This window comes from Tardiphaga sp., assembly GCF_028290495.1.
Lineage (GTDB): Bacteria > Pseudomonadota > Alphaproteobacteria > Rhizobiales > Xanthobacteraceae > Tardiphaga.
Genome location: NZ_JAQGJT010000036.1, coordinates 1 through 25,207, shown reverse-complemented (window position 1 = coordinate 25,207; position 25,207 = coordinate 1). Strand labels below are relative to the sequence as shown.

General features: G+C 62.6%; 18 protein-coding genes and 2 pseudogenes. 7 read left to right on the top strand and 13 right to left on the bottom strand.

All coding sequences use genetic code 11. The features are described 5' to 3' along the window. Positions 1 to 89: 89 nt before the first annotated feature. Positions 90 to 1,199, top strand: a complete 1,110-nt coding sequence (locus tag JWQ24_RS06400) for a helix-turn-helix domain-containing protein (RefSeq protein WP_366521412.1) — start codon at positions 90 to 92, stop codon at positions 1,197 to 1,199. A 170-nt stretch (positions 1,200 to 1,369) separates the two neighbouring features. Here the strand turns inward: JWQ24_RS06400 and JWQ24_RS06395 are convergent, their stop codons facing one another. The 5 genes and pseudogenes from JWQ24_RS06395 to JWQ24_RS06375 all read right to left on the bottom strand — a co-directional run bounded on the left by JWQ24_RS06395 (position 1,370) and on the right by JWQ24_RS06375 (position 7,962). Further along, positions 1,370 to 2,566, bottom strand: a complete 1,197-nt coding sequence (locus JWQ24_RS06395) for a serine hydrolase (RefSeq protein WP_299805789.1) — start codon at positions 2,564 to 2,566, stop codon at positions 1,370 to 1,372. Positions 2,567 to 2,625: 59 nt separating this feature from the next. Next, positions 2,626 to 3,501, bottom strand: a complete 876-nt coding sequence (locus JWQ24_RS06390; protein ID WP_299805786.1) for a PhzF family phenazine biosynthesis isomerase — start codon at positions 3,499 to 3,501, stop codon at positions 2,626 to 2,628. Between the two features lie 67 nt (positions 3,502 to 3,568). Next, positions 3,569 to 4,444 carry an AraC family transcriptional regulator gene (locus JWQ24_RS06385; protein ID WP_299805783.1) on the bottom strand — a complete coding sequence of 292 codons (876 nt, stop codon included), beginning with the start codon at positions 4,442 to 4,444 and terminating at the stop codon, positions 3,569 to 3,571. A gap of 277 nt (positions 4,445 to 4,721) precedes the next feature. Beyond that, positions 4,722 to 4,814 (bottom strand): annotated as a pseudogene (locus JWQ24_RS06380) (IS5/IS1182 family transposase); the annotation flags it as partial. Between the two features lie 154 nt (positions 4,815 to 4,968). Continuing rightward, positions 4,969 to 7,962, bottom strand: coding sequence for an autotransporter outer membrane beta-barrel domain-containing protein (locus JWQ24_RS06375; protein ID WP_299805780.1), 2,994 nt, complete (start codon positions 7,960 to 7,962; stop codon positions 4,969 to 4,971). Between the two features lie 414 nt (positions 7,963 to 8,376). On the opposite strand from JWQ24_RS06375, the gene JWQ24_RS06370 reads away from it, so the two are divergent. Continuing rightward, on the top strand, positions 8,377 to 9,321 hold the full coding sequence (locus JWQ24_RS06370) for a LysR family transcriptional regulator (RefSeq protein WP_299805778.1): 945 nt from the start codon (positions 8,377 to 8,379) through the stop codon (positions 9,319 to 9,321). Positions 9,322 to 9,550: 229 nt separating this feature from the next. On the opposite strand, the gene JWQ24_RS06365 is transcribed toward JWQ24_RS06370, so the two are convergent. The 3 genes and pseudogenes from JWQ24_RS06365 to JWQ24_RS06355 form a co-directional block, all read right to left on the bottom strand. Next, on the bottom strand, positions 9,551 to 10,105 hold the full coding sequence (locus JWQ24_RS06365) for a GNAT family N-acetyltransferase (protein ID WP_299805775.1): 555 nt from the start codon (positions 10,103 to 10,105) through the stop codon (positions 9,551 to 9,553). 10 nt (positions 10,106 to 10,115) lie between these two features. Beyond that, positions 10,116 to 12,473: an Orn/Lys/Arg decarboxylase N-terminal domain-containing protein gene (locus JWQ24_RS06360; protein ID WP_299805772.1), complete on the bottom strand. Its 2,358-nt coding sequence runs from the start codon at positions 12,471 to 12,473 to the stop codon at positions 10,116 to 10,118. Between the two features lie 333 nt (positions 12,474 to 12,806). Next, positions 12,807 to 14,415: pseudogene (locus JWQ24_RS06355) on the bottom strand (EAL domain-containing protein). Between the two features lie 516 nt (positions 14,416 to 14,931). On the opposite strand from JWQ24_RS06355, the gene JWQ24_RS06350 reads away from it, so the two are divergent. Continuing rightward, positions 14,932 to 15,612 (top strand): spermidine synthase, encoded by a 681-nt coding sequence (locus JWQ24_RS06350; protein WP_299805769.1) that lies wholly within the window; start codon positions 14,932 to 14,934, stop codon positions 15,610 to 15,612. A 29-nt stretch (positions 15,613 to 15,641) separates the two neighbouring features. On the opposite strand, the gene JWQ24_RS06345 is transcribed toward JWQ24_RS06350, so the two are convergent. Further along, positions 15,642 to 16,616, bottom strand: a complete 975-nt coding sequence (locus tag JWQ24_RS06345) for a tripartite tricarboxylate transporter substrate binding protein (protein ID WP_299805765.1) — start codon at positions 16,614 to 16,616, stop codon at positions 15,642 to 15,644. A 127-nt stretch (positions 16,617 to 16,743) separates the two neighbouring features. Between JWQ24_RS06345 and JWQ24_RS06340 the strand changes: the two genes are divergently transcribed. Beyond that, positions 16,744 to 17,157: a VOC family protein gene (locus JWQ24_RS06340; protein ID WP_299805762.1), complete on the top strand. Its 414-nt coding sequence runs from the start codon at positions 16,744 to 16,746 to the stop codon at positions 17,155 to 17,157. 131 nt (positions 17,158 to 17,288) lie between these two features. Further along, positions 17,289 to 18,875 carry an AMP-binding protein gene (locus JWQ24_RS06335; protein ID WP_299805760.1) on the top strand — a complete coding sequence of 529 codons (1,587 nt, stop codon included), beginning with the start codon at positions 17,289 to 17,291 and terminating at the stop codon, positions 18,873 to 18,875. Positions 18,876 to 18,912: 37 nt separating this feature from the next. Here the strand turns inward: JWQ24_RS06335 and JWQ24_RS06330 are convergent, their stop codons facing one another. The 3 genes from JWQ24_RS06330 to JWQ24_RS06320 all read right to left on the bottom strand — a co-directional run bounded on the left by JWQ24_RS06330 (position 18,913) and on the right by JWQ24_RS06320 (position 23,022). Beyond that, positions 18,913 to 20,007 (bottom strand): HD domain-containing phosphohydrolase, encoded by a 1,095-nt coding sequence (locus JWQ24_RS06330; RefSeq protein ID WP_299805758.1) that lies wholly within the window; start codon positions 20,005 to 20,007, stop codon positions 18,913 to 18,915. A 247-nt stretch (positions 20,008 to 20,254) separates the two neighbouring features. After that, a complete protein-coding gene (locus tag JWQ24_RS06325; RefSeq protein ID WP_299805755.1) occupies positions 20,255 to 22,537 on the bottom strand; it encodes a molybdopterin cofactor-binding domain-containing protein in 2,283 nt (760 codons plus the stop codon). Then, complete coding sequence (locus tag JWQ24_RS06320) at positions 22,534 to 23,022, bottom strand: (2Fe-2S)-binding protein (RefSeq protein ID WP_299805753.1); 489 nt, start codon at positions 23,020 to 23,022, stop codon at positions 22,534 to 22,536. The genes JWQ24_RS06325 and JWQ24_RS06320 overlap by 4 nt, the downstream gene beginning before the upstream one ends. 618 nt (positions 23,023 to 23,640) lie before the next feature. Here JWQ24_RS06320 and JWQ24_RS06315 point away from each other — a divergent pair. Together JWQ24_RS06315 and JWQ24_RS06310 are read left to right on the top strand one after the other, a co-directional pair. After that, complete coding sequence (locus JWQ24_RS06315) at positions 23,641 to 23,988, top strand: hypothetical protein (protein WP_299805751.1); 348 nt, start codon at positions 23,641 to 23,643, stop codon at positions 23,986 to 23,988. Positions 23,989 to 24,084: 96 nt separating this feature from the next. Next, positions 24,085 to 24,759 (top strand): dienelactone hydrolase family protein, encoded by a 675-nt coding sequence (locus JWQ24_RS06310; protein WP_299805748.1) that lies wholly within the window; start codon positions 24,085 to 24,087, stop codon positions 24,757 to 24,759. A 137-nt stretch (positions 24,760 to 24,896) separates the two neighbouring features. Here JWQ24_RS06310 and JWQ24_RS06305 read toward each other — a convergent pair. After that, a partial coding sequence (locus JWQ24_RS06305) for an SLBB domain-containing protein (protein WP_299805745.1) occupies positions 24,897 to 25,207 on the bottom strand: 311 nt, incomplete at its 5' end.

The following is a 25,207-nucleotide window of genomic DNA, read 5'->3' as shown; positions in this document are numbered from 1 at the left end:
AGGCGGAGTGATGCCGCCCTCCGGAAGTATCGGAAATAGATATTAACGAGAACTGACTTCTCTTCCAAGGCGCCGCAGAAGATTGCGTTGTGAATGGCCGCATCTGCGGCCGCCGGAGCAGAAAGCTACTCCATTCGAATCAGCTTCGTTTGTTTGCCGCCATCGCCGTGAGGCAGAAGGGTCAGATTTTCGAAATGAGCGAGTCGATTGCAGTCACCAAAGCCCATGTGGATAGCTTCGAGGGATTTCACAAAGCGGTCTACGGCTCCCATGTCGATGTCGTGCAGCTCCAGCGAGGCAAGCTCCGCGGAACGCTCACGCATATCGGCATCGGCGGCTTCTCGCTCAGCATTGGCTCTTTCTCGCACGGGATCCGCGCTCAGAGGATCGCGAGCGACAACCACTTGATTGTCGGCATGCTCCTTAGCGCCGCAGCCGCGGTGACGCACTGGTCGTACGACATGAATCCGGGCGACGTTCTCGTTATTCCGCCCGGAGTGGAGCATGACGGCCGTTTCTTCGGTGGCTCGTCCTATGCAGCCATGCGTTTCGACCCGGCCGACATCGCCTCGACTTTCGAGGGAGATTCGCGCCTCAGCGATCCTGCGACCTGGATGGAAAAGAACCGTTTCAGGGCAAATCCGCGCACCGGAGCAGAGTCAATTCGGCGGCTGAATAGAATTATTGAAGGGCTTCTCGTGGAAAGCAGTTCGTGTTCACCGCGGGTCACGGACTTCTGGCGACGTTCGATGGTCGACGCATTTGCCACAAGCGTCATGCATGCTCTTCCGCCCGACGACCCGGGGTGGGTACCCTCTGCCGGACGCCTGGTCCGCGATGTTGAGGCCTATATTGCCGCCGGTCACGAGGGACCGGTCCACATTTCGGAGATCTGCGCACAGTTTGGGGTTTCGCGCCGAAGCCTGTACCGCGCCTTCGACGAAGTCCTCGGCATGGGACCCGTAACATTCCTGCGGCAGAAGCGGTTGTGCGCCGTTCACTCCGTGCTGCAAAAAAGCGATCCAAGACGAACCACGGTGACGCAGGTTGCTATGACGCAAGGTTTTATCGAGTTGGGGCGCTTTGCCTATTACTACCACATGCTGTTTGGAGAACGTCCGTCCGAGACGCTCGGCGCCCGCCCCGTTAAGCGGTCGCTCGCAGCGGCACGACATTACGAGCTTCCAGCAAACCCATAGGCTTCAGAATTTTCTTCACAACACTATCAGAAGCGTGGAGCAATACCGTACCACGCTATGAACGTCGCGAGACGCCATTCAACCTTCCTTATTGAGAATAAAACAGCGAACAACCATGGGGCGCTCATTGGCGCCTCACGGCGCAAAGCCGCTCCCACATCGCATGCGGGTCAATTCAGTTTCGCAACTGCGGCGAACAGCGCGAGGTTGAGCCGTTTGAGATCGTTGTTCACCGGCTCAGGCTGAGACGAGAATTTCGCGACGACCACTTCGGCGGCGGGGTCCACATATAGGTATTGCCCGTGGATACCGAGAGCGAAAAACGCGCCGCTCGCGTTGCCGGTCTGGTACCACTTGTTCCGGTATCGGCCATCAGGCAGCCAGTCGACGAATTTTCCTGCGCGCCAGGCCTCAATGGAGCCATTCGCGATGGTGTCCGATACCCATTCCTGCGAGAGGATCCTGCGTCCATCGACGACACCGCCCAGCCGCATCATCTCGCCTATGCGGGCGAAGTCGCGTGGAGTCATGCAAAAGCCTCCGCCGGTCCGGGCCGCGCCCGTTGCGTCGACCGTGATGTAGCTGTCCTGCCGCATGCCTAGCGGTTGCCAAAGGCGCGTGGCGACGACGTCGACGAAGCGCTGGCCCGCAGCGCGTTCGATCACTAGGCCCAGCACGTCCGAATTCGGCGAACAGTAATGAAACGGGCCGCCATGTTCGCCGGAGCCCTTTTGCAGCGTAGCGAGGAAAGCCATGAGTGAGTCCGGAGTGTCTCCCGGCACTGACGGCTCGAGCAGGCCGGCGCGGCGGTACCGCGCGAAATCGCCGCGGGGATCCTGATACGTCTCTTCGAAGTCGAGGCTCACCCGCATGTCGAGGACATCGCGGATGCGCGCGCCCGAATAGGCGGATGAATCGAGTTCTGGAACATAGTGCGAGACAGTCTCGTCGAGATCGATCAGACCATCGCCATGTAGAATGCCTGCGACGACTGCCGTCACCGACTTGCTGGCGGAAAACAGGATGTGCCGGGATTGCGAGGTGAAATTCGGCGCATGGTAGTCGGCGATCACACGACCGGATTTCATAACGACAAGGGCATCTGTCGAGGTCTTGTGAAGAGCCTCTCGGATCGTCGCTGTTTCAACACCCATGGAGAATGTCCTGTCGAGCAGATCTCCCGGATCGACGGAAGGGACCTCCGCCATTCCGGGCGTAGCCGCGATGCGCGCCGTTGGAATGAGTTCGGAGACGTGGCGGAATGCCCAGACATTCCACGGAGCCTGGCGCCAGTTTCCCAACCGGACGTCGCTTCGTGCAAATCCGTATGCGGATTCGAAGGCCGACGATTTTGCTTGGTCTGTCATGAAATCAGCTTCTCGCATGCCGTTGTTCGGGCGGCGCCGGCGAACCGGCGGCCGTGGAGTTAATGCTGTTTGGACCCGACGAACTTGGTCGTCCCTCCGACGAGGCAGCCGACGGGCGTCTCGCCGGCGAAGCCCAGACGGACCCCGATCTCGGACAGGGCCCCGAGGTTCCGGCCTTGCAGCACGGTGATGCGTCCGCTGTCGGCTTTGACGAGGCCGTTCTTCAACAGGCCGAATGCAAGAGCTGCCGCCGCGATGCCCGTTGCGGCGTCTTCCGGATAGCCGGACGACTTGGGAAATTGCCTGGCTTCGAAACGGCGTTCGGTCTGGCTCTCGACAGCATAGGGATAGAGGCCTGTCGACCCGATGCTATCGCAGCATTTTTCAGTCGTCGGCATGGACGTTTGAAGCTCGTTCAACCGATCGACGCTCTTCATCGGGATGAGGGTCTTCACGCGCGATGTGACGGCATTCTGGAGCGGAAGATCGAGCAGGTCTTCGCGGGAGATGCGAAGTGCCGTCAGAACTGAATTTTCCTGTTCTCGCGTGAGGTCGACGACCTTGCCGACGGGTTGGGTGATTTCAACATAAGGGTCCTCGGACCGGGCCATGTCGACGAAGCCAGTCACCGGCCCGCTGCGGGTGTCGATGCGGACCTGTCCGGACCGCAGTCGCCCGGTCGTCGCCAGCGTCCACAGCGCGCCGATCGTGGCGTGACCACACATCTCCATTTCATGGCGGGGAACCCAGAAGCGGAAGATGTAGTCGGCATCGCCACTCCTGGCCGGCATGACGAAGCCGGATTCATGCCCGTAATCGGCGGCGATGCCCTGCATGTCGGCTTCGGAGAGTGCTGCGGCATCAACGACGATGGGGCAGGGATTACCGCCGGCACCGTTGTGCGTGAAGACGTTCACTAACTTGATATCGGTCATCTTTACTCTCCTGCCCGTCGCAGGAGAGTAAAGACAGGATCGGTCTATTCGCGCGACCCGACGGGCCTTAATGCTTGTCGGATCGGGCCATTCTGCGCGCGTCGGTCGGCGTGATCCCGGCTACGCGCCGCATCATCCGGGCGAGGGCCGAGCCGGATTCCAGGCCGACCCGCCAGGCGACCTCGCCGACGGGCAGATCGGTTGTGCTCAGCAGCTCGCGCGCGCGGCCGATCCGTTCGCGCTCATGGTATTCACCGATCGTCATGCCGGTCTTCTCGCGAAAAAGACGGGTGATATGGCGTCGGGACAGGCCGAAGACGTCGGCGATCAGATCGAGAGAGAGGTCGGTCGAGACGCTGTTCGAGATGTAAGATTTCACATTGGAGACGAGCGCGCCGCCATGCGTTCCCGGCGTGGATGCCGAGAGTTGCTCGCCGCGTTCGACTTGGCTCAGGCAGTTGATGAGCAATGCGGCCACCAGATGCCCCCGAGCCGACAGCGTCGCCAGATCGGATTGTTCAGAGGCCTGGCAGAGGGCGAGAAGAGACCGCATCTCGGACGATATCGCGAAGAACGTGGGGGCGCCGAGCTTGGCCCGGACCCGACTCAGGGAGCCGAGGCGCGCCTCGATTCCGGCCAATTGGTCGTCAGTGGCATAGATGGCCAGATGGTCGTGGCCGGTGCGGCGGGCAGCCGTCTGGTGAGACAGGGTCTTGGGCACGACGACGAAGCGGTCTTCGCTCAACCAGGTGCCGGTCTTTCGGGTCTCGTCACGAAAGTCGACCGCGCCCACGCGGGGCAGCAGGATCATCAGGCAGTCATGCCAATGCCACGGCATGTAGTAGTCGTCACCGCCGCCGACTAAGGCGAGCTGATCGCCATCGGCCGCGATGATCCGGGCATCCGCCGACGTGTCGCGAAGCGTCTGAATGGATCGGAGCATCGTTCAGCCTAGCATCTGACATTCCCTTGGCAAGCAGCCGAACCGGGGCTCCGCCTGCCCTGCTTCGGCGGCCGCATTCAAGCGATAAATTATATATGCATTTCAATCACATACGAGTTCGCAGTTTTGTTCTGAATGACGCGCCAGCTCTCAGATTTCCCATGAAACCCAATAACTTCATGCAAATCATGGCTTTGCCTGCTGCACTGGTGGTAGCAGCGCGGGAGCATATTGGTGCGAGCGCCTGTGGGTTTGATCAAGGACAGGCAGGGGGCATATCCGAGCCCGTGCGGCCCCGGTCACCCACCTTGCCCGGAAGCTGGGCCTCAATCCTCAGCCACTGTGCTTCGCTCAACTCATACCGCTTGATGCCCATCATATGCTCCATGCAAAACACGGAACTTTATGAATCGGACATCAACACATTTGGGAATCCCAAATGTCGATCGGCCCGAAGTTCAACACGTAAAATAGCCGACGAAGACCGACGCGAATCGCGTCACGCGACAACTACGGCGCGGACTTCACCACGCGTAGCGTAGCCGCGCGGTGCCAGCGTAGGTCTGCGAGCGTTCAGCGAACTCGCCCTCGAACTTCGCCATCACCGAGATGCCGTTGCCGAACCGCCATTCCACGCCCGCCGTCGTCAGAGCAAGATCGCGAGCCGGCGTTGCGCCGTTGACCGCGAAACTCGCCATCGGAAGGCTGATGAAACTGACGTTCAGCCGCGGGTCGCTGACCTCGTCATGCGCCCATGCGGCCTTGCCGAACACGCTGAACACGCTGCCGCCGGCTGCGAGCCAGGTCTTGTCGATCCGGCCACCCAGTTCGGTGCGCACGGCCGTTGCCGTGCGTGCCTCGTAGTTGAGTGCGAACTGCGCAGAACCTGCGATTGCGGTTTCGCCGTAGGACGGTGTTCGGAAGCCCTGCACCTGGACCGCCGCATACGGGGTTACGTTGACCGCCACAGGAATCGCGATGCGGTAGCCGCCTTCGACGCGCCCGCCGAAATTCTGGGCGTTAAAATCTGCCTGCAACGTGTCGGTGCCTGCAACAGTCACGGTGCGGGAGGCCGAGGTCCAGTAATTGCCGTAGGACGCAGCGCCCGAGACGTAGGCCGCGCCGAAATTGTGCGTGCCATACAGACCTGCCAGGAACACATCGCTGCGGCCATTGCCAAGACCGCCCGCCAGCGACCATGCCGTCGCGCCACCGGCCAGCGAGAAGCCAAGCCGCGTGTCGGATGAGAGGCGATAATCGGCGCCCGCGGCAACGCCACCGGCATTGGACCGAACATCATGGCTGCCGACGGTGACGGCATCACCGCTGGTCTTGTTGCTGCCCCCGAAGGCAGCCCCCCAGACATTCCACCGCGACGTGGCGTTCGCCTGCTGCGACGGCGCCTTGGACGTCATGGCGTAAGCCGATGCGATCGAGGGCGGCAGGTTTGCAGTCGCGACGGAGCGCTCCGGCGCATATCCCATCACACCGCCATTGCCGCCATCGACGCCGCCGCGACTGCCCGCAGTCGGATCGGTCAGCACCGACAGATACAGGTTCATCAACTGCACGCCGCCCTGTTGCGCGCCTGTCGCAACTTCGCCGGAGGCCAGCGTCAGCGCCGCCGCCGTCATCCCGCCAAAGGCCATCGGAATGCCTCCGTTGGTGTTGAAGGAATTGACGAGCGCATTACCGACCGCCTGCTGATTGCGGTTGAGACCACTTCCGGGAGGCGGGACGAAGTTCAGCGCCAGACCGAGATAGACGTTGTTGGCGTCATAACTGAGCGTGGTATGGAAGTTCGCCGGCAGGTTGGTGGCTATCACCGTCGGATCGAAGGTCCCCGATCGGCCATCGGTCGTGGTCAGGATCGTGTAGCGCTTGTTGATATAGCTGCCGTTGGCGAACACGGCATTCACCGTCGCGCCGCTGTCGATCGTCACGATGCCGGGCGAAGTGTGTCCAGCGATCACCTTGGCAAAGGATGCCGTCGATGGATCGATCATCACGCTGTAGATGGCGCCGGACTGGAACGCGAGCGAGCCTTCGATAGTTGTAAAGCTACCCGCCGTGCCATCACCGGGCTTGAAAGTGCCGCCGCTGTAAATTGTGACGAAAGGCGGATCGATAATGCCGGTTCCCGTCAGCGTGGCGCCATCGTACACGCCCACCGACGAGGTGCCAGTGATCGTTCCCCGCACATCGAGCGTGCCGCCGTACACGATGGTGTCGCCGCTATAGCTGTTCGTGCCCAGCAGCGTCGTCGTGCCATCCATCGTGGTCAGGCTGGCGGTGCCGCCGAGATCCTTGATGGTGCCGCCGTTTGCGAAGATCGAGGCGTTCAGACCACCGTTCTGAATCGTGCCGCCGTAGAGATTCACGCTGGATTGCGTCTGGGTAGTGGTGCCGAGATCCAGCGTGCCACCAAAGACGGTCGTCGTACTGGTTGCATCTCCCAGCGTGCCGGCACCGGAAAGCTTCAGCGTGCCGTCGTACATGACCGTACCGCCGGAATAGGTATTGGCGGCGGTGAAGATGATCGCGTCTGCCCCGTATTTGCTGATTGTTCCGCTTCCGGTGATGACGTTACGGATATCCGTACCGCCCGACAGGCCGGGTGCACCATACAGCCACAAATCTGCGCCACTCCCGACATTGATGTTGCCGGACAATTGCGACATCGGGCCGGTAAAGCGCAAAGCATTCCGGCCAGCCGTGAAGTTGATGGCGTTCGCCCGTGTCGTGGAATCGCCGTTCATGCCGCCGGCGATACCGCCGCCCGCGAGCATCGTGACGTCCATCGACGCGCCCTCCAGGCCAGCCCCGCCGAGACCCGCGACGCCGCCATTCGAGCCTGCAGCACCGCCGTTGCCGCCCAATACCGTGCCGCTGATCATCAACTGCGCGGGAAAGTATGAGGTGTTCGAGAAATACAGCCCGACACCGCCGTTTCCACCGTTGCCGGCAAACGCGCCTCCAGCACCGCCGTTGCCGCCGGTTACCGCACCGTCGATCATGAACTGCGGACGGTCGGCACTGTTCGCGAAGAACACTCCAATGCCGCCGCTGCCGCCGCTGCCACCGCTCAAGGGCGCGCCGAAGTAACCGTCACCGCCAGCACCACCATTGCCGCCCGTCACACCGACCGACAACGTGTCCGTCAGGTACGAACCAGATCCGACGACGACGGCGCCATAGCCACCGGCCCCGCCGCCCCCGGCGGTAGGTCTAACCCAGGATGGACCTGCATTGGCCAAGCCTCCGTTGCCGCCATCGCCGCCCTTGACAGCCGATGTCGGCAAGACGCTGCCGACAAAGCCATGCCCGCCGCCACCACCACCGCTTCCAGAACCATCGTTGTCTGTCGTGCCATCACTGCCGTTAGCTCCAGGAGCAGGACCTCCCGCTCCTCCCGGCGTGCCGTCGGCGGTCGTGCCGCCTTGCCCGCCGGTCGCTCCAGCGCCGCCGCCGCCGCCGCCGCAGCAATCCGGACCGCCTTCGCCGTCGTCTCCGCTCACTCCGGGGCTTGTCTGGTCGCTGCCTCCCCTCGCACCATCCAGAAAAACTCCGTCTCCGTTTCTGTCCGAGACTCCCGATGCGCCGCCCCCGGCGAATGCCGGCGCCGTGAGTGCCATTAGCGCGGCGCCAGAAAGCCAATACCGGCGCAGCGCGCGGCGCATCGTCCTGCTGGGGGCCTTCGCAGACGCGGACCTTCCGCTGCAACAATCAGTATCCGAACACACCAGATGATTCACAAAAGCCAACGCACGCCCCTTAACTGCTTGACGTCGCTCCACCAAATCCGGCGAAACGATTTCAGCTCCTCACAACACGCGGACGCGAATCGCGCCGTCGCCCCTCCCAAGGGATGGCAAACCGCCGAACTATGTGTCAAATTCATGGAACTCAATTATCAATGAGAAAAATGCATTGTGATTACGCTGAGGCATATCGAGATCGTCGCAACGCTGGAGCGCCATCGCCATTTCGGGCGCGCGGCCGAAGCGCTGGGCATCACCCAATCCGCCCTCACGCGCGCACTCCAGGCGCTTGAGGCGGAACTGGACGCCCGGCTGTTTGACCGCGGGACGGGCGCTCCCGAGCCGACGATGTTTGGCAAAATTCTGCTGGAGTGGGGCCAGCCGGTCGCGCGCAGCATGGACAACCTCAACCGCGAGATCCGTCTGGCGAAGGGACTCGAGGTCGGTGAGCTGACAATCGTTGCCGGGACCTTTCCGTCGGAGCTTTGGGTGCCTCAGGCGCTCGGACGGCTCGCCATGGAATTTCCGAACGTCCGCTGCCGCCTGCGCTCAAGCGAAAGCCGCCGCGCCGTGAAAGACGTCCTGAACAGCACTGCCGACATTGCGGTTGGCGACCTCGTCGAAGTGCGAGGGCTCGATGAGCTCGCCTTCGAAAAGCTGATCACCGTCAACGTGGCGTTGTTCTGCCGGCCCGGTCATCCCCTGCTGCGACGCAACGTGATCGGAGAGACGGATCTTGCGGACTATCCGCTGGCCGGCCCTCGTCCGTCACACTACTCGTCTGACGTCATGGACAGCGTCGGTGACAATCGCGCGTTGACCGTGCCGAAGTCCGGCGGCTTCGTCCCGCGAATTTGGGTCGAGAGTTTTGCTGCCATGCGCGAGGCCGTGATCGCCAGCGACGCGATCAGCTGGGCGCCGATCCCGCTACTGGAACCCTATTGGCACCGAGGCGAACTCGCTCACCTTGTGATGAATCCAACGCCGATCGACATCGAATTCGGCATCATCACCCAGCGTCATCGTACGCCATCGCCCGCGATGGCGGCCTTCATCAAGATCATTTCGGAGATTGTCGCGAACGAGCCGACGCCTCGGAAACTGACCGGCACGTAAAATCATCGCAAACCACACCGCGCGCTCGCCCAACGAGTCGAAGTCGACGCGCAAGAACTTCGCATCATGGGTTCGAGAAGCGAACTGCTGCGCACGCTCGTCGCCGCTTCAAACGCAAAAACGGCGGGTTTTGGCGTGCCGGTTCTGTACCGAATTGGCGCGCCATTTAAATCCGTAATTTAGCCGTTCGCGAACTGCGCTCGGCCTTCTCGGGAAAAGCGCCGGGCCTTCACGGCGCCGTCTTCGAGCCGGTGGCGAGCGAGCGCTGCACCATGATGGTGTCGGCCCAGCGGCCGTGCCGAAAGGCCACGCCCGGCAGAAAGCCGACCCTGGCGAATCCGAACTTGTCGTGCAGTCCGAGCGAGGCGGCGTTGTCGGCGTCGATATAACCGATGATCTGCCGGAAGCCTGCCGCGGCGCAGACATCGATCAGCTCGCGCATCAGGCGCTGCCCAATGCCCCGCCCGACGTGGTCGTGATGGATATAGATCGAGTGCTTCACCGTGTAGCGGTAGGCCGGCCGTTTGCGGAACAGCACAACATAGGCATAGCCGACGACTTCGCCGTCCCGCGTCGCCACGAGGTGCGGGAAGCGGCGGCTGCGCAGGTTCTTGCGGCGGTCGCGCAGATCGTCCGCCTGCGGCGTCTCGGCATCGCTGACGCCTTCGTCGATACCCAGACGGATGTGGCGACGATAGATCGCCAGCATCGGTTCGACATCGCTGTCGCGCGATGGCCGCACGACGATCGGAAGGTCGTACTCGCTCGGGATTCGGACTTCCATAGGCGCTTCGCTATTCGCTGACCACGTAGGTGTAAAGCCGGATCAGCCCATTGGCATCGACCTTGCGGTAGACGCCCTGAATCTCGACCTCGAAGCCGGGGAAGGTGTTGAAGCAGGCCTGGAACATCTTGAGGTAATCGAGCATCGGCTGCGCGCGTTCGCTGAGCCGCTCGCCGGGCACGATGGTGGCGATGCCGGGCGGATAGACCACAAAGGGCGTGGTCGCGATGCGGCCGGCGATCTCGTCGATCGGCAAGTAATCGACATCGTTACGCACCAGCACGCGCGCTGCGTCGTGCGGGGACATTGCGATGTCCGGCAGGTGCTCCGACAGAAATTGCTTCGCCTGCAGCGCGCTGACATCGGCCTTGCGGAAGAAGCGATGCATCTCGCCGCACAGATCGCGCAACCGGACGCCGGCATAGCGTGCCGGCCGGCGCCGCGCGAATTCCGGGATGGCATCTTCGAGCAGCGCGTTCTCGTCGTGCAATTTCTTGAAGGCGACAAGGCCCGATATCAGCGTGCCGGCCTTGCTGGCCTCGACGCCCGGCGTCAGCAAAAAGAGCAGCGAATTGAGGTCGTTCTTTTCCGGCACGATACGGTTCTCGCGCAGAAACTGCGCGACCACCGGCGCGGGGATGCCGTGTTCGGTGTAGCCGCCCGTGGCGCGGTCAAAGCCCGGCGTCAGCAGCGTCAGCTTGTTCGGGTCGGTCATCGCAAATCCGGCGGTCATCCCCGGGAAGCCGTGCCAGGCAGCATCCGGCGCCAGTTGCCAGTACGAAGGATCCTTGGCGAGCTGGTCGGTGCTGATGCTCTCCCACGGCACATTGTGCACGCCGCCTTCGCGCGAGGCGTCCGGAATTTCAACGCGCTCGGGCACGAAGGGCTCGAAGAACCAGCGCCGCTCCGGACGCGTCTCCTTTTCCTCGAACTCGCGGCGGACGGCGCGGATCTTCTTGCGCAGCTCGATGCCGAGCCGGATCGTATCATCCCACAACACGACGCCCGAACGGCCCTTCATCATCTGCGCGCCGACATCGAGCGAGGCGAACAGCGGATAGAACGGCGACGTCGAGGCGTGCTGCATGAAGCTCTCGTTGAAGCGCCGGTGTTCCACGCGACGCTTCTGGCCGCGGATATGGCGGTCCTTCATGTGGATCTGCGACGCCTGCGAGAAGCTCGCCAGCTGCTTGTGCGTCGACTGGGTCGCGATGATGCCCGGCGAGTCCGGCCCGAGTTCGCCGAGCCCCATGGCAAAGCGGCCGGCATAGAGCGGGTGGAACTTCATGAAGCCGGCCCAGGCTTCGTCGAACAGGATGTAATCGCAGAGGTGGCCGATGCGCTTGATGATCATCTCGGCGCTGTAGATGGTGCCGTCATAGGTGCATTGTTCGATCACCGCGACGCGGAACGGGCGCGGCCGGCGCCAGGCTTCCGGATCGGTCACCAGCGGATTGGCGCGGATGCGCTCGCGCAGCGCACCTTCCTCAAAAGCCTCCCAGTTCATCGGGCCGATCAGGCCCCAGGGATTGCGCACGGTGGGCACATAGATCGGAACGCCGCCCGATATCATCAGTGCGCCATGCAGCGCGGCCTTGTGGTTGTTGCGATCGAACAGCACCAGGTCGCCATCGGTCACCAGCGCCGACAGTGCGACCTTGTTTGAGGTCGAGGTCCCGTTGAGCACGAAATAGGTTTTCTCCGCGCCGAAAATCTGCGCGGCCTCTTTCTGCGCCTGCAGCGCAGGGCCTTCATGGGTCAAAAGGTCGCCGAGATCGAGAACCGAATTGTCGAGGTCGTCGCGGAACACTGCCTCGCCGAGATGCTCCATGAATACCCGCCCGATCGGACTGCGGCTGTAGAACACACCGCCATTGTGACCCGGGCAGGTCCATAGCTGGTTGCCTTCCTCGGCATAGTCGACCAGCGCGCCGAAGAACGGCGTCTTCAGCGTCTCGGCATATTGCTTGAGGCGGCTGACGAGATTCTTCGCGATGAAGGGCGGCGTTTCTTCCGACAGGAAGATGTAGCCGTCGATAAAGTCGAGCACCTCGACCGGCACATCCTCGAACCGCTTGCGGCGAATCAACAGGATGATCGGGAAGTCCAGCCCGCGGCTACGCATCAGGTTGATCAGTGCCGCCGTCTTGCCTTCCAGCCCCTTCTTGCCCCAATCGACGACCATGCAGCCGATCGCGGCGTCGGTCTGAACGGCGATGGCTGCGTCTTCCAGCTTGCGCGCCTTGACGACCTCAAAACCGGATCGCTCGATTTCCGTGACGATCTGATTCAGGCGAACACCTTCAAGATCGTCCGCGTCGAACGTCGGCATCGCGAACAGGAAGTTGAAGCGTTTGAAATAGTCCATATGGGGCACCAATTGTTTTCCGGGCAATCTCTCGCTGCATTGCATGACAATTCAGTGACCGAACCCGCCCGCAGGTATACAGGGGCAGCCCGGAAATCCGAATCTCATTCAACAGCCGTCCGCACCCTCTCATCGCCCTGCCGCGCCGACGCGGCAAGAGGCTTGTTGGAGCACGTGCATCCTCAGCTCAACTGGATAGCGCGTGGCGCCTCCAAACACAGTCGGCGGATGGAGCGGAATCTGTCGAGCAAGCCAGCAGGTTCCGCCATGAGAGAAGCCCCCCCGACGGGGATCGTCATCGCATCGCTCGAACCGGAATGGCGGACTGATGAATCAGCCCATCGTGCTGTGAACTTGCCTGCCGCCAAGCATCGGCCGTATTTCCCACGCCGGCCTGGCGGCGCTGAAAAGCCAGCCCTGGATTTGCGTGCAGCCCAGCGTGCGCAGCAACTCAAGCTGCTGCTTCGTCTCGACGCCTTCAGCGGTTGTCACCATGTTGCGGGCGTCGGCAATGGTCACCACGGCCTGCACGATCGAGGAAGAGCCGCCCGCGCAGAGGTCCTTGATGAACGACCGGTCGATCTTGATCTTGTCGAACGGAAAGCGCTGCAAGTAGCTCAGACTGGAAAAGCCGGTCCCGAAATCATCCAGCGCGATCCGCACGCCAATCTCGCGCAGCTGGTGCAGCACCGCCAGCGCCACATCGTCGTCGCGGATCAGCACCGCCTCGGTAATCTCCAGTTCCAGCCGACAGGCCGGACGCCGCCAGCGCCTGTATCACCCTCAATGCAAGCGTCTGCGATTTGAACTGCACCGGAGAGACGTTGACGGCCACCTTGACGTGGTTCGGCCACGTGGCGGCTTCCTCGCATGCCGTCGCCAGGACCCACGCGCCGATCTCGTTGATCAAGCCGGTATCCTCGGCGACCGGGATGAAGTCCACCGGTGAGATCATGCCCTTTTCCGGATGCCTCCAGCGGATCAGCGCCTCGCAGGCGCCGATCGTATGGTCGCGAATGTCGACGATCGGCTGATAATGCAGCTCGAATTCGCCATTGCTGATCGCGGCCCGCAGATCGATCGCCATTTCACGGCGAGCCTTGGCGACAGCGTCCATCCGCGGCACAAAAAAGCGAAACGCGCGGCGACCGGATGACTTGGCCTCATACATCGCCAGGTCAGCATTCTTGATCAGTTGGTCGAGATCATTGCCGTCGGCAGGGGCCATCGCAATGCCGATGCTCGCATCCGCAGAAAGCTGATGACCGCCGCAGTGAAAAGGTTCGCGGATGGCGGCGTGAACCCGATTCACGAGCGCTTCGACATCCAGCGGCTCCTGAACCGAGGTCTGGATAATCGCGAATTCGTCACCGCCAAGCCTGGCGATGAAGCCCGCCTCGGAGACGCAGACCCGCAACCGTTCCGCCAATTGCCTGAGAAACTCATCGCCCACCGGATGACCCAGCGAATCATTGATATCCTTGAATTCGTCGATATCGAGGTACAACAGCGCAAATTTTTCGCCGTGCTCCGTACGCCCGATTTCAGCCGCCAGTCTTTCCCGGAACAGCGCACAGTTTGGCAGCCCGGTCAGCACGTCATAGTGGGCCAGATGCTCCACCTGCTGTTCGGACCGCTTCAAGTCCGTCACGTCTTCATGGGTGGTGACCCACCCGCCATCGTTCAGCGGCTGGTTGACGATCTGGATCAAGCGGCCCGATGGCGTCGCCAGAACCGTATGGGTCAGCCGCTTTTCGCTGACATTCTTCAAAACGGTAGCGCAGAATTTTATGGGATCGCCCGCGAATGAGCCTGTCGCTTTCCGATGTTCCATGACGTCCCGAAACAGCGCCCCCGGTCTGATCACGTCCAGCGAAAGGCCGTACATTTCGACATAGCGCTGATTGCACCACACGATCCGCGCGACCGAGTCATACTGCATCAGGCCCTGCGTGATGTTGTTCAGAGCCGTGTCGAGATGATGTCGGGCCGACCGGTGCAACCGTGCAAAGGCCCTGACGGCGAATAACAGCGACAGGGCGATGACCAGCGTTGCCAGGCCCGCAACGGTCACCAGAAGCTCAATTCGCTCCCGCCATTCGGCGTGATCATGGGAACGATAGCGCGCTTCATTCGCGATGAGGACACCCGCGGCCATCACAGCGATCGAGACAAGCCCGGCAATGATAAGCCAGAGAATGGGTGCATTCGGAAGGGCACTGATCAGCTTTGCCGCCGCGCGGCGCAAGCCGTGGGGGGTGGAAGCCTCGTCAGATTTTCGGTGGCCCAGCCCTGGCATGGCGTCATCCTTTCCGGGAGGATGGGCCAGTCGAATTGAAGTCGCATTACCATACTTGGTTACCGGAAAAAGAAAGCCGCCAGCAAGACACGCGCCGACGATCTGCGCTATGCAGGCGCGGGCTGCGGCGAATCGCCGGGCCGAGCGCAAAGGACCACCGTGCTTCCCTGGAAACTCCTCGATACGGCGGACGTGCCCGGCGGTGGCGTGCAGCTCCGGCTGATGCAACGTGGCAACGAATTCACCATCAAGCTCGGCCAGAACGAGCTCATGAGCAGCCGCCTGTTCGGCTCCGAAGAGGCGCTGGCGACACTGACCTGCTTCCGCCTCAAGTCCTTCACCGCGCCGAAACTGCTGATTGGTGGACTCGGCATGGGTTTTACGCTGCGCGCCGCCCTCAAGGTTCTGGGGCCACAAGCCGAAGTCACCGTGGTCGAACTGGTGCCGGCGATCATCGCCTGGGCACGGGGGCCGATGGCGGAAATGTCTGGCGACTGCCTCGCCGATCCACGGGTCGAAATCCGCGAGGCCGACGTGGTGCAGGCCATCGCGGCCGTCCGCGATAGCTATGACGCGATCCTGCTCGACGTCGATAACGGACCGGAGGGCCTGACGCGCAAATCCAACGACGCCTTGTATGACCTCAAGGGCCTGCAATCGGCTTGGGCGGCGCTGCGTCCCGGCGGCATCCTGGCGGTGTGGTCGTCATTTCCCAACGACAAGTTCACCAAGCGGCTGGCCAAAGCCGGCTTTGCCGCCGAAGAGATAAAGATCCGCGCCACCGGCACCCGCGGCGGCGCGCGTCATGTGATCTGGCTGGCGACGCGGCCGGCGGCGTAACGCCGCCAGCCGCGCAAGAGGCTGCGTCCTCAGTCGATCTTGACGCCGGCGGCCTGGACGACCTTCTCCCACTTCGCAGTTTCATCCGCGATCATCTTGCCGAAGGCTTCCGGCGGCCCGATCAGGGGATCGCCGCCGAGCTCGATCAGCCGCGCCTTAACCGCGGGCTCCGCCAGCACGGCGTTGACCTCGCTATTGAGCTTGGCGATGATTTCCGGCGGGGTCTTCTTCGGCGCCCCCATCCCGAACAGCGCGCTGGCCTCGTAACCTGGGACCGTCGCACCCAGCGTCGGCACGTCCGGCAGCAGCTCCGACTTCTCCGCAGTCGTCACGGCCAGCGCGCGCAGGCTGCCTCCCTTGATGTGCTGGATGATCGACGGCATGTTGTCGAAGATCACCTGCACCTGGCCGCCGAGCATATCGGTGATCGCCAGCGCGGCGCCGCGATACGGAATGTGCTGCATCTTGGCGCCCGACATCATCATGAACATCTCGCCGGACAGATGCACCGAGGTGCCGTTGCCGGACGACGCCATGTTCACCTTGCCCGGATTGGCTTTCACATAGGCAATGAATTCGGCGACATTCTTCGCCGGCACTTCCTTGGCGACGGTCATCACATTGGCGGTACGGTTGAAGGCCGCCACCGGCGCGATGTCGCGCAGGAAGTTGAAATTGAGCTTGGAATACAGCGTCGCGTTGATGTAATTCGCCGGATTGACCAGCAGGATAGTGTAGCCGTCCGGCTCCGCGTTAACGACAGCCTCGGTGCCGATATTGTTGCCCGCGCCCGGCTTGTTCTCGATCACGAACTGCTGCCCGGTGCGTTCGGACAGACGCTGCCCGATCAGCCGGGCGAGAATGTCGGTGGCGCCACCGGCGGGATAGCCGACCACGAAGCGCACCGGCCGCGTCGGATAATCCAGCGCCGACGCGCTGCTCATGAAACTGAATGCAGATAAGCCCAGCGCGATCCAACCGATCGCGGCACGACGTGAAGTCATATGTTTTCTCCCCGCTGCCGCGGCTTGTCGCGCGGTCAGCATGTGTTGAATTGACAACGCCAACTTGTACCAAGCAATTCAACTATCGACCAGTGCGGCGTCGCCCCGCACCCCGCAAGGACCCGCCATGCCCGTCACCGTCACCGCGCTCGACCATCTTGTCCTCAACGTCGCTGACGTCCGGCGCTCCGCAGTCTGGTATAAGAAAGTGCTCGGCATGGAGATTCGGGTATTCGACCCCGGTCACGGCAAGATGCCGCGCACCTCGGTGAATTTCGGCACACAGAAAATCAATTTGCGCCCGGTGGATGCCCACAAAACAGAGTGGTTCACGGCGGCCCATGAGATGGCTGGCAGCGACGACCTGTGTTTCCTCACGGCGGCCTCGCCGGACGAGGTGGTGGCGCATCTTTACGCCTCCGGCGTGGCCATCGAGGAAGGCCCGACCGCCAAGCAAGGCGCGCGCGGCGTGCTGCGCTCGGTCTATTGCCGCGACCCCGACGGCAGCCTGATCGAAATTTCTTCCTACGAAATGGGCTGATGACGAGTTGGGCTGAAGAGCCTCCACGGTTTGCACCTGCCCTTTTCCAGTGGCACAAAGAATGCCCAAGAAAACAAACGGAAGCCACGCCGCGCAACAGCGGGATCCCGGGGACTTCCGACGGAGGAAGCATGCCCCATCCCGCAACACCGCCAGGCGTGGTCGGCCCCTTCACGGGCATGGATGTGCCGTGGCTGCTGCGGATGCATGCGGAGACGCGGCGCGACCACCCGTTTCTGATCTGGGCACCGTTCGATGCACCGGCGCGGCATTGGAGCTACGGCGAATTCCACGACCGCGTCGGAGCGCTCGCCGCGGGACTGGTAAAGCGCGGCATCCGGCCCGGCGACTTCATCCTGATCCATCTCGACAACTGCATCGAGGCGATGCTGAGCTGGTTCGCTTGCGCCGAACTCGGCGCCATCGCCGTCACCACCAACACCCGGTCCGCCGCGGCGGAGCTGGAATATTTCGCCGGGCATTGCGGCGCTGTGGCCGCGATCACCCAGCCCTCTTATGCCGAACTGGTCGCGGCCAACGGCAAGAGCCTGCGCTGGATCGCCGTGACCTCGCACGATGCAGGCGCCGAGCCCGCCGCCATCGACATGCCGGCTGCGGCCGAACGCTTCGACGCGCTGTTTGCGGATAGCGCCGACCGGCCGCGCCGCGCCACCGATCCGCAGGCGCATTGCAGCGTACAATATACGTCGGGCACGACATCGCGGCCGAAGGCCGTGCTGTGGACCCATGCCAATGCGCTGTGGGGCGGCAAGGTCAATGCCGCGCATCAGGACCTGCACAAGTCGGATGTGCACATGGCCTACCTGCCGCTGTTTCACACCAATGCGCTGGCCTATTCGGTGCTCGCCACTCTCTGGGTCGGCGGCAGCTGCGTGATCCAGCCGCGGTTCTCAGCGCGGCGGTTTTGGAGCGCCGCCGCCGAGCATCGCGCCACCTGGCTTTCGACCATCGGCTTCTGCCTGAAGGCACTGCTTGAGCACGATATTCCGAAGCACCACAGCTTTCGGCTCTGGGGCACAGCCTTCGGCGATCCGCCGGCGTTCCGCGCCTTCGGCATTCCGATCATCGGCTGGTGGGGCATGACCGAGACCATCAGCCACGGCATCATCGGCGAGGTCGACCAGCCCAACACGCCGATGGCGATCGGCCGCCCCGCGACCGAATACACCTTGCGCGTCACCCATGACGACGGCACGCCGGTGCGGCCCGGCGAGACCGGCAACCTATCCCTCCTCGGCGTGCCCGGCCTGTCGCTGTTCAAGGAATACCTGCACAATGAAAAGGCCACGCGCGAGAGCTTCGACGAGCACGGCTATTTCCTCACCGGCGACCGCGTCACGCTGCTCGACCACGGCTTCCTGAAGTTCGGTGACCGCTCCAAGGACATGCTGAAGGTCGGCGGCGAGAACGTTGCGGCCTCCGAAATCGAGCAGGTCGTGATCACCGTGCCGGGCGTCCGTGAGGCCGCGGTGGTCGGCATGAAACACGCGATGCTCGATGAGGTGCCGGTGGTGTTCATCATCCCGCAGGCCAATGTGGCGCAGGCGACTGCCGCTTTGCACGATAGCGTCATGGCGGCCTGCCGCCGCGCGCTGGCCGACTTCAAGGTGCCACGCGAAATCCGCTTCGTCGCCGAAATGCCCCGATCAACGCTGGAGAAGGTCGCCAAAGCAGAACTGAGAAAGCTGCTGCAGTGATCTGCACCGCGTCCGGGAAACGGAAGAAGCGCCTAAATTAGTACGCCCCCAGCGCGACCGGGCGGAACACCTGCAGCAATTGCTGGTCGAGCTTGTCGCCCATCTGCTCCATGATCTCGAACGCCTTGGCGTGGGTGAATGGCATGCGGTAGGCGCGGCGCTCGACCAAAGCGGCGTGGATATCGACGATGGTCATCAGGCGGACGATATCGCTGATCTGGTCGCCCTTCAGCCCATCGGGATAGCCGGTGCCGTCGAGATATTCGTGGTGATGCAGAACCACGTCGAGCATCTCGCGGGGAAAGCTGCCCTGCGCGACCAGCGCCTCGAAGCCCTGCCGCGGATGCTTGCGCATCTCGGCGGTCTCGTCCTCGGTCAGCTTGCCGGGCTTGTCGAGAATGGCCACCGGCGTAAACGCCTTGCCTACGTCGTGCACCAGCGCCGCGCGGGTCAGCCGGCGCTGGTCCTCCTCGCGCATGCCGAGATGCTGTGCGAAGGCGACCGCGAAGCCGGTGACGAACAGGCAGTGCCGGTAGCTGTTGTGGTGGTGGCGGCCGACGGTGGCCAGCCATTCGCGCAGCGACGAGCGTTTGATTGCTTTTAAAATGGCGTTTTCCGCCTGCATCACGTCCTGGAAGGTCAGCGGCTCGCCAGCCGGCAGCTTCTCGAAGATCTTGACCATCACCGCGTGCGCGGCCTCGACGCCGCGCGTCAGCGCCTTGCCACTGACGGAAAAATCCTCGTCATGCGGATCGGGGAAAGCGGAGCGAATCCGCTGCATGACGCCTTTGGCGTCGAACGGCCGAGCGATTGTATCCGTGGCGCCGAGCGCCCAGGCCTGCATCGCGCCGTGATGCAGCGCATCGGCCAGCACGAACAACCGCGGCACCGCTTCATAGGCCGGCGCGCGCAGTTTGTTACGGATGCGCTGCACGGCTTCGGCGGAGCGCAAGTTGATATCGACGACGATGCCGGACATCTCGCCGGGGAGGTCCGGAATGTCGGCAGTAGCGATGACCTCGACGTCACCTACCTTGTTCAGGATTTCCGCGAGTTCGACGCTGTGATCGCTGCGGTCGGATGCCAGCAGCAGCCGGCGGCGCACCGGCGATGAAGAGACGGAAGCGGTCATATGCCCTCAATCATGCGGCAACCCACCGCAGCGGGACATAGCTACCCCATGACGGGGTTCCCGAAGCTTAACGTATATTGTTAATGCATTGTGATCGCCCCCGCTTGCGCATGCCGCAAGCAAACGCGACTAACGCCGGCCTGCCGTCGTCCCCAAATTTTGATTAAAATGATAAAGAACCGCGCCGCACATCGAGCCCATCACAGACCTGCCGGGGCTGGGCCCGGCAGGTCTGGCTGAGTTGTCGTCAGGCCTTCATCGCGCCCTTGACGGCCTCGGCGGTAATCGGCAGCGAGCGAACCCGGGCGCCGACGGCATTGAAGATCGCATTGGCGAGCGCCGGCGCGACAACGGTGACAGCGGGTTCGCCGACGCCGGTGGCTTTCTCGCCGTTGGCAATGACAGAGATCGCCACCTCCGGCATCTGGCTCATTCGCAGCGGCGTGTAGCTATCGAAGTTGTTCTGTTCGATGCCGCCATCCTTCAGCGTCGCCTTCTCGTACATCGCCAGCGACACCCCCCACAGCGCCGCGCCTTCTACCTGGGCGCGGATATTGTCGGGATGCACCTGGGTACCGACATCGGTCGCGACGGTAAGCTTCTTCACCTTCACCTCGCCGGAGTCGGCGACGGCGACATGGGCGACACAGGCCGTCCAGCTCGCAGTCGCGCGTTCCTGCGATGACACGCAGGCAACGCCCATGCCCTCGCCTTTGGGCAGTTTTCTGGTGCCGTAACCAGCCAGCCCCATCGCGGCGAGCAACGTGTTGCGCAGCCGCTGCGCGCCGCCGGCATTGTCGCCCGCCCCGTCGAGCATCGCGATCCGGAACTGGGCGGGATCCTTTCCGGCAGCATGAGCGAGTTCGTCGATCATGCTTTCCACCGCCCAGAACGTCCAGCCGGGCGCCACCGAACGCAACTGCCCGGACGGCGTCGCCTGTTGCGCCATCTCGTTGAGGATGGCGCGGACATTGTGGTTTGGTACCGAATAGAAAAAGTCCGCGCCGTTGACCGTGAAGGCATCAAGCGCACCCTTCTTGTCGACCGAAGGCGACAGGAAATCAGGAATGCCCCAGCGTTTGGTCGGCCACGCGCTGACGACATCATGATTCAGCGCGACGACCTTGCCGTCACCGTCGAGCCCTGCCTTGAGCTTCTGGAAAGTGAGTGGGCGCGAGAAGTCCATCGTCATATCGTCCTCGCGCGAATAGATCACCTTGACCGGCTTGCCGACGGCCTTGGCCGCCAGCACCGCCGGCACCATCATGTCGGCGTCAAGGCGCCGGCCAAAGCCGCCTCCTAGCCACAGCTGGTGCATGACGACAAATTTCGGATCAACACCGAGCGCTGCGGCGGCAATGCCGCCGGTGCGAGTCGCGAACTGGTTGCCGGAATACAGATGCCAGATATCGCCCTGCAACTGCGCCGTGGCGTTCATCGGTTCCATCGGCGCGTGGATGTTGATGCTCGTCGTGTACTCCGCCTCGACCACTTTCACGGCCGAGCCCAGCGCCGCGCCGGTATCGCCGGTCTTGACGAAGAACAGCCCGGAATCATCGAGGCCCTGCAAGCGCTTCGCTTCTGTCAGCAGGGACTCGCTCGACGCCTTGGCATTCGGCCCATTGTCCCACGTCACCTTGAGCGCCTCCGCCGCCTTTCGGGCATTGACGTAGGTGTTCGCGACGGCAACCACCCAGCCGGAGGTGGACCCCGTCTTGTCATCGATGATCACCGCCTTGATGAAGCCCGGGACCTTCTTGGCCGCGGCATCATCGACCGCCTTCACCGTGGCGCCGTAGCGTACCGGCGGCATCACGAGCTTGCCGTAGACCATGCCGGGCAGGAATGTATCGATGCCGTATTTCGCCGTTCCGTTGGTCTTGGAGGGAATGTCGATCTGCGGCACCGAGACGCCGATCAGGGTGTACTGGTCCGGTGTCTTCAACTTGATCGCCTTCAGCTCATCCGGTGTGAACGTCTTGGTCGCCTTACCGCTCTTGACCAATTCGGCGAAGCTCAGAGACTTCTTCGATTTCGCGTGCGAGACTACAGACTCCCGCACCGTCAGTTCGGCAGACGGCACGCCCATGATGCCGGCGGCCGCATCGACCAGCGCCATCCGGCCGGCGGCCCCGGCACGGCTCATGGCATCGAAATTCATCATCGTGCTCCAGCTGCCGCCGGTGATCTGCGCGCCGAGAACGGGGTCGTTGAATTTCGGATCGTTGGAGGCGAGCCGCACCCGCATGTCCTTCCATGACGAGCCAAGCTCCTCAGCCACGATCTGCGCCATCGTAGAGGCAATGTGCTGCCCCATATCCGCTTTGCCGCAAGTGACGGTTACGAGACCGTCCGGCGCGATGGCGTACCAGACGCTGGGTTCGAAATTGCCGGGCGCAGCCAGCGCCTGGTCGAAGCCGGGAATCGCGGCGTAGCCGAGCACGAGGCCGGTGGCGGCGCTGCCGACGAGGAACGAGCGTCGGCTAAGATCGGCCGTTGCGCCGTTGTTGACTTTCACGTGACTGTTCATGTGTTCCTCCGATCGCTGGCCGCCGTCGCGGTCCGCATCTCGGACGCGGCGCGCATCACAGCCTTCTGAATCCGCGAATAGGTCATGCAGCGGCACAGATTGCCGTCCATGTGCTCGATCACTTCTTCCTTGGTCGGATTGCTGTTCCGGGCCAGCAGCGAAGCCGCCTGCATGATCTGACCGGACTGGCAGTAGCCGCATTGCGGGACCTGCTCGGCGATCCACGCTTTCTGTAGCGGATGATCGCCCTTGGCGCTGAGCCCTTCGATGGTTGTGATTTTCTTGCCGGCGACGTCACTGATGGCGGTCTGGCACGAACGCACGGCCTCGCCGTTGACATGCACCGTGCACGCGCCGCACAGGCCGGCGCCGCAGCCGAATTTGGTGCCTGTCATCTGCAGTTGTTCGCGGATCACCCACAGCAGCGGCGTGTCGCCGGCCGCATCGACGGACATATTCCGTCCATTGATAGTCAGGTTAGGCATCGCTTCTTCCCCTGCCGGTGCACGGTACCGCTTACGGCGGCAACTCACTTTTGGGACGCTCGACACCCACCGGGTCGATGCCGAGCTTGGCCACGAGAATGGGCGCGATCCAATCTGGAGGCAATAAAAATTGGAATCGCTCCAGAAATAAAATCCGAGATATATAGTTCGGAAGATATGTCGCGATGCACGTGCGCGCGCCTCAAATGCTGCGCTGCGCACTTTCAATGTGCGACCGCGTTATAGTCTACGTCCAACGTCTGCATCTGCGATGTTTGCCGCTTCGATGCAAACGGTGCGGCACGCCGGGTGCTGCATCGGTCTGGGACCAACCTATCCTTGCACCTGCAAGATGCCGATCCGGGCTCATCGATAAATTCTTGATGTCCTGACAGGCGGAACGGAACAAGCCTCGTTCCACTGTCGCATCGCCAGGCGTTTCCTGCGTTCGATACGCGACGAGAGTTCCGGTGCACCGCATCAGCGCATCTGCTCGTGACGCAGCAGCGACCTTTCTGAATTCAGTGCAGTGCGGTTGTCAGCGGCAGCGAATGTTTTATCATATGGATATCGTTAGATGTCGCGATGTCGGCATTAGTCCTGCAAGGCGGGGATCACATGAGGCGAAGATTGGTCAGTACTATGCTGGCGGGATTGCTGGCGGGGTCCACGGTCGCAGCCGCACAGGCGCAACCGTTGCGTCCATGGTCGACGGCGCCGTTTTCCACACCGTTGTCTAACAACACGCCGCTGGCGTTCGGCCTGCCCGTGGATGACGCCGCCCGCGCGCTCGGCGTGCCGCTGGCCTTTGTCAGCGGCCCCCACGGCAACGAGATCTATCTGGCGATCCGCGACGTCGGCGGCAGCGGCTTGTTCGATCGGCGCGACCGGCTGTTCCTGCAATTTCGCAAGGGGCGACTGACGGGCTGGAAAGGCGACTGGGGCCGCAACTGGATGTGGCAGTAGTTCACATTACACGATCTTGCTTTCCGTCATATTGCGTCGCCCGGCCGATTGCCGCATCAAGCGCTAATTCGCCAGCCAACAAAGAATGGATGACCCGTGGGACAAGACATCACGCTGACCGCCTCGGACAAGTTTGAACTTGGCGCCTATCGCACTACGCCAGAAGGCACGCCGAAGGGCGCCGTAGTCGTGATCCAGGAGATCTTTGGCGTCAATCATCACATCCGCACCATCTGCGATCGTTTCGCCGTGCAGGGCTACGTCGCGGTCGCACCGTCGATCTTCGATCGCACCGAGCGCAACTTTCAGTCCGGTTATTCGCCCGAGGAAATTGCTATCGCGCGCAAATTCGTCGCCAATCCGGATTGGGCCGCGATGCTGCGCGATACCCAGGCCGCGATCGACGAGGTCAAGGATGTCGGCCCGATCGGGATCATCGGCTTCTGCCTTGGCGGCAGCGTCGCGTTCTCTGCGGCGACCAAACTCACCGGCCTGAGTGCTGCGATCGGCTATTACGGCGGCGCCATCGTCAAATTTGCCGGCGACAAGCCACTGGTGCCGACGCAATTGCATTTCGGCGAGCAGGACCACGGCATTCCCTTGAGCGATGTCGAAATCATTCGCGCCAAGCGGCCGGAAGTGGAAGTATTCGTCTATGACGGCGCCCAGCATGGCTTCGGCTGCGACGAGCGCGCCAGCTACGACAAGGCCAGCGCCGATATCGCCCGGCAGCGCAGCCTGGCGTTCTTCGCCAAGCATCTGGTGAAGTAAGCACGAGCAACAAGAGTAAGATGTCATTCCGGGGCGCTAGCGGCGAGCGAACCCGGAACCTAGAAGTGCTCAACAACATTTCGGGGTTCCGGGTTCGCGCGCAACTTGCGCTGCGCACGCCCCGGAATGACCAATCGTCAGAACCAGCGTTCGCCGATCTGGATCGTATCGCCGGGCTCGATCGGCGTGCCCAGCGGCACCGGGGCGCGGAAAATGCCCTGCTCGGTCGTGTGCGTCAGCATCACCTCGTCGCGGCGCGCGCGCGGCGAGAAGCCTCCGGCGATCGCCACCGCGCTTTCGACGCTCATGTTCGGCACGTAGGGATACTGCCCGGGGGCCGCGACTTCGCCGAGGATGAAGAACGGCCGGTAGGCCTCGATCTCCACCGCTACCGAAGGCTCGCGAATGAAGCCGTTGCGCAAGCGCCCGGTGATGCTGCCGGCGAGAG

Excerpts from the sequence above, each read along its gene's own strand:
- JWQ24_RS06395 (WP_299805789.1), bottom strand. The coding sequence starts at position 2,566 with ATGACAGACCAAGCAAAATCGTCGGCCTTCGAATCCGCATACGGATTT.
- JWQ24_RS06390 (WP_299805786.1), bottom strand. The coding sequence starts at position 3,501 with ATGACCGATATCAAGTTAGTGAACGTCTTCACGCACAACGGTGCCGGC.
- JWQ24_RS06385 (WP_299805783.1), bottom strand. The coding sequence starts at position 4,444 with ATGCTCCGATCCATTCAGACGCTTCGCGACACGTCGGCGGATGCCCGG.
- JWQ24_RS06365 (WP_299805775.1), bottom strand. The coding sequence starts at position 10,105 with ATGGAAGTCCGAATCCCGAGCGAGTACGACCTTCCGATCGTCGTGCGG.
- JWQ24_RS06360 (WP_299805772.1), bottom strand. The coding sequence starts at position 12,473 with ATGGACTATTTCAAACGCTTCAACTTCCTGTTCGCGATGCCGACGTTC.
- JWQ24_RS06345 (WP_299805765.1), bottom strand. The coding sequence starts at position 16,616 with ATGACTTCACGTCGTGCCGCGATCGGTTGGATCGCGCTGGGCTTATCT.
- JWQ24_RS06340 (WP_299805762.1), top strand. The coding sequence starts at position 16,744 with ATGCCCGTCACCGTCACCGCGCTCGACCATCTTGTCCTCAACGTCGCT.
- JWQ24_RS06335 (WP_299805760.1), top strand. The coding sequence starts at position 17,289 with ATGCCCCATCCCGCAACACCGCCAGGCGTGGTCGGCCCCTTCACGGGC.
- JWQ24_RS06330 (WP_299805758.1), bottom strand. The coding sequence starts at position 20,007 with ATGACCGCTTCCGTCTCTTCATCGCCGGTGCGCCGCCGGCTGCTGCTG.
- JWQ24_RS06325 (WP_299805755.1), bottom strand. The coding sequence starts at position 22,537 with ATGAACAGTCACGTGAAAGTCAACAACGGCGCAACGGCCGATCTTAGC.
- JWQ24_RS06320 (WP_299805753.1), bottom strand. The coding sequence starts at position 23,022 with ATGCCTAACCTGACTATCAATGGACGGAATATGTCCGTCGATGCGGCC.
- JWQ24_RS06315 (WP_299805751.1), top strand. The coding sequence starts at position 23,641 with ATGAGGCGAAGATTGGTCAGTACTATGCTGGCGGGATTGCTGGCGGGG.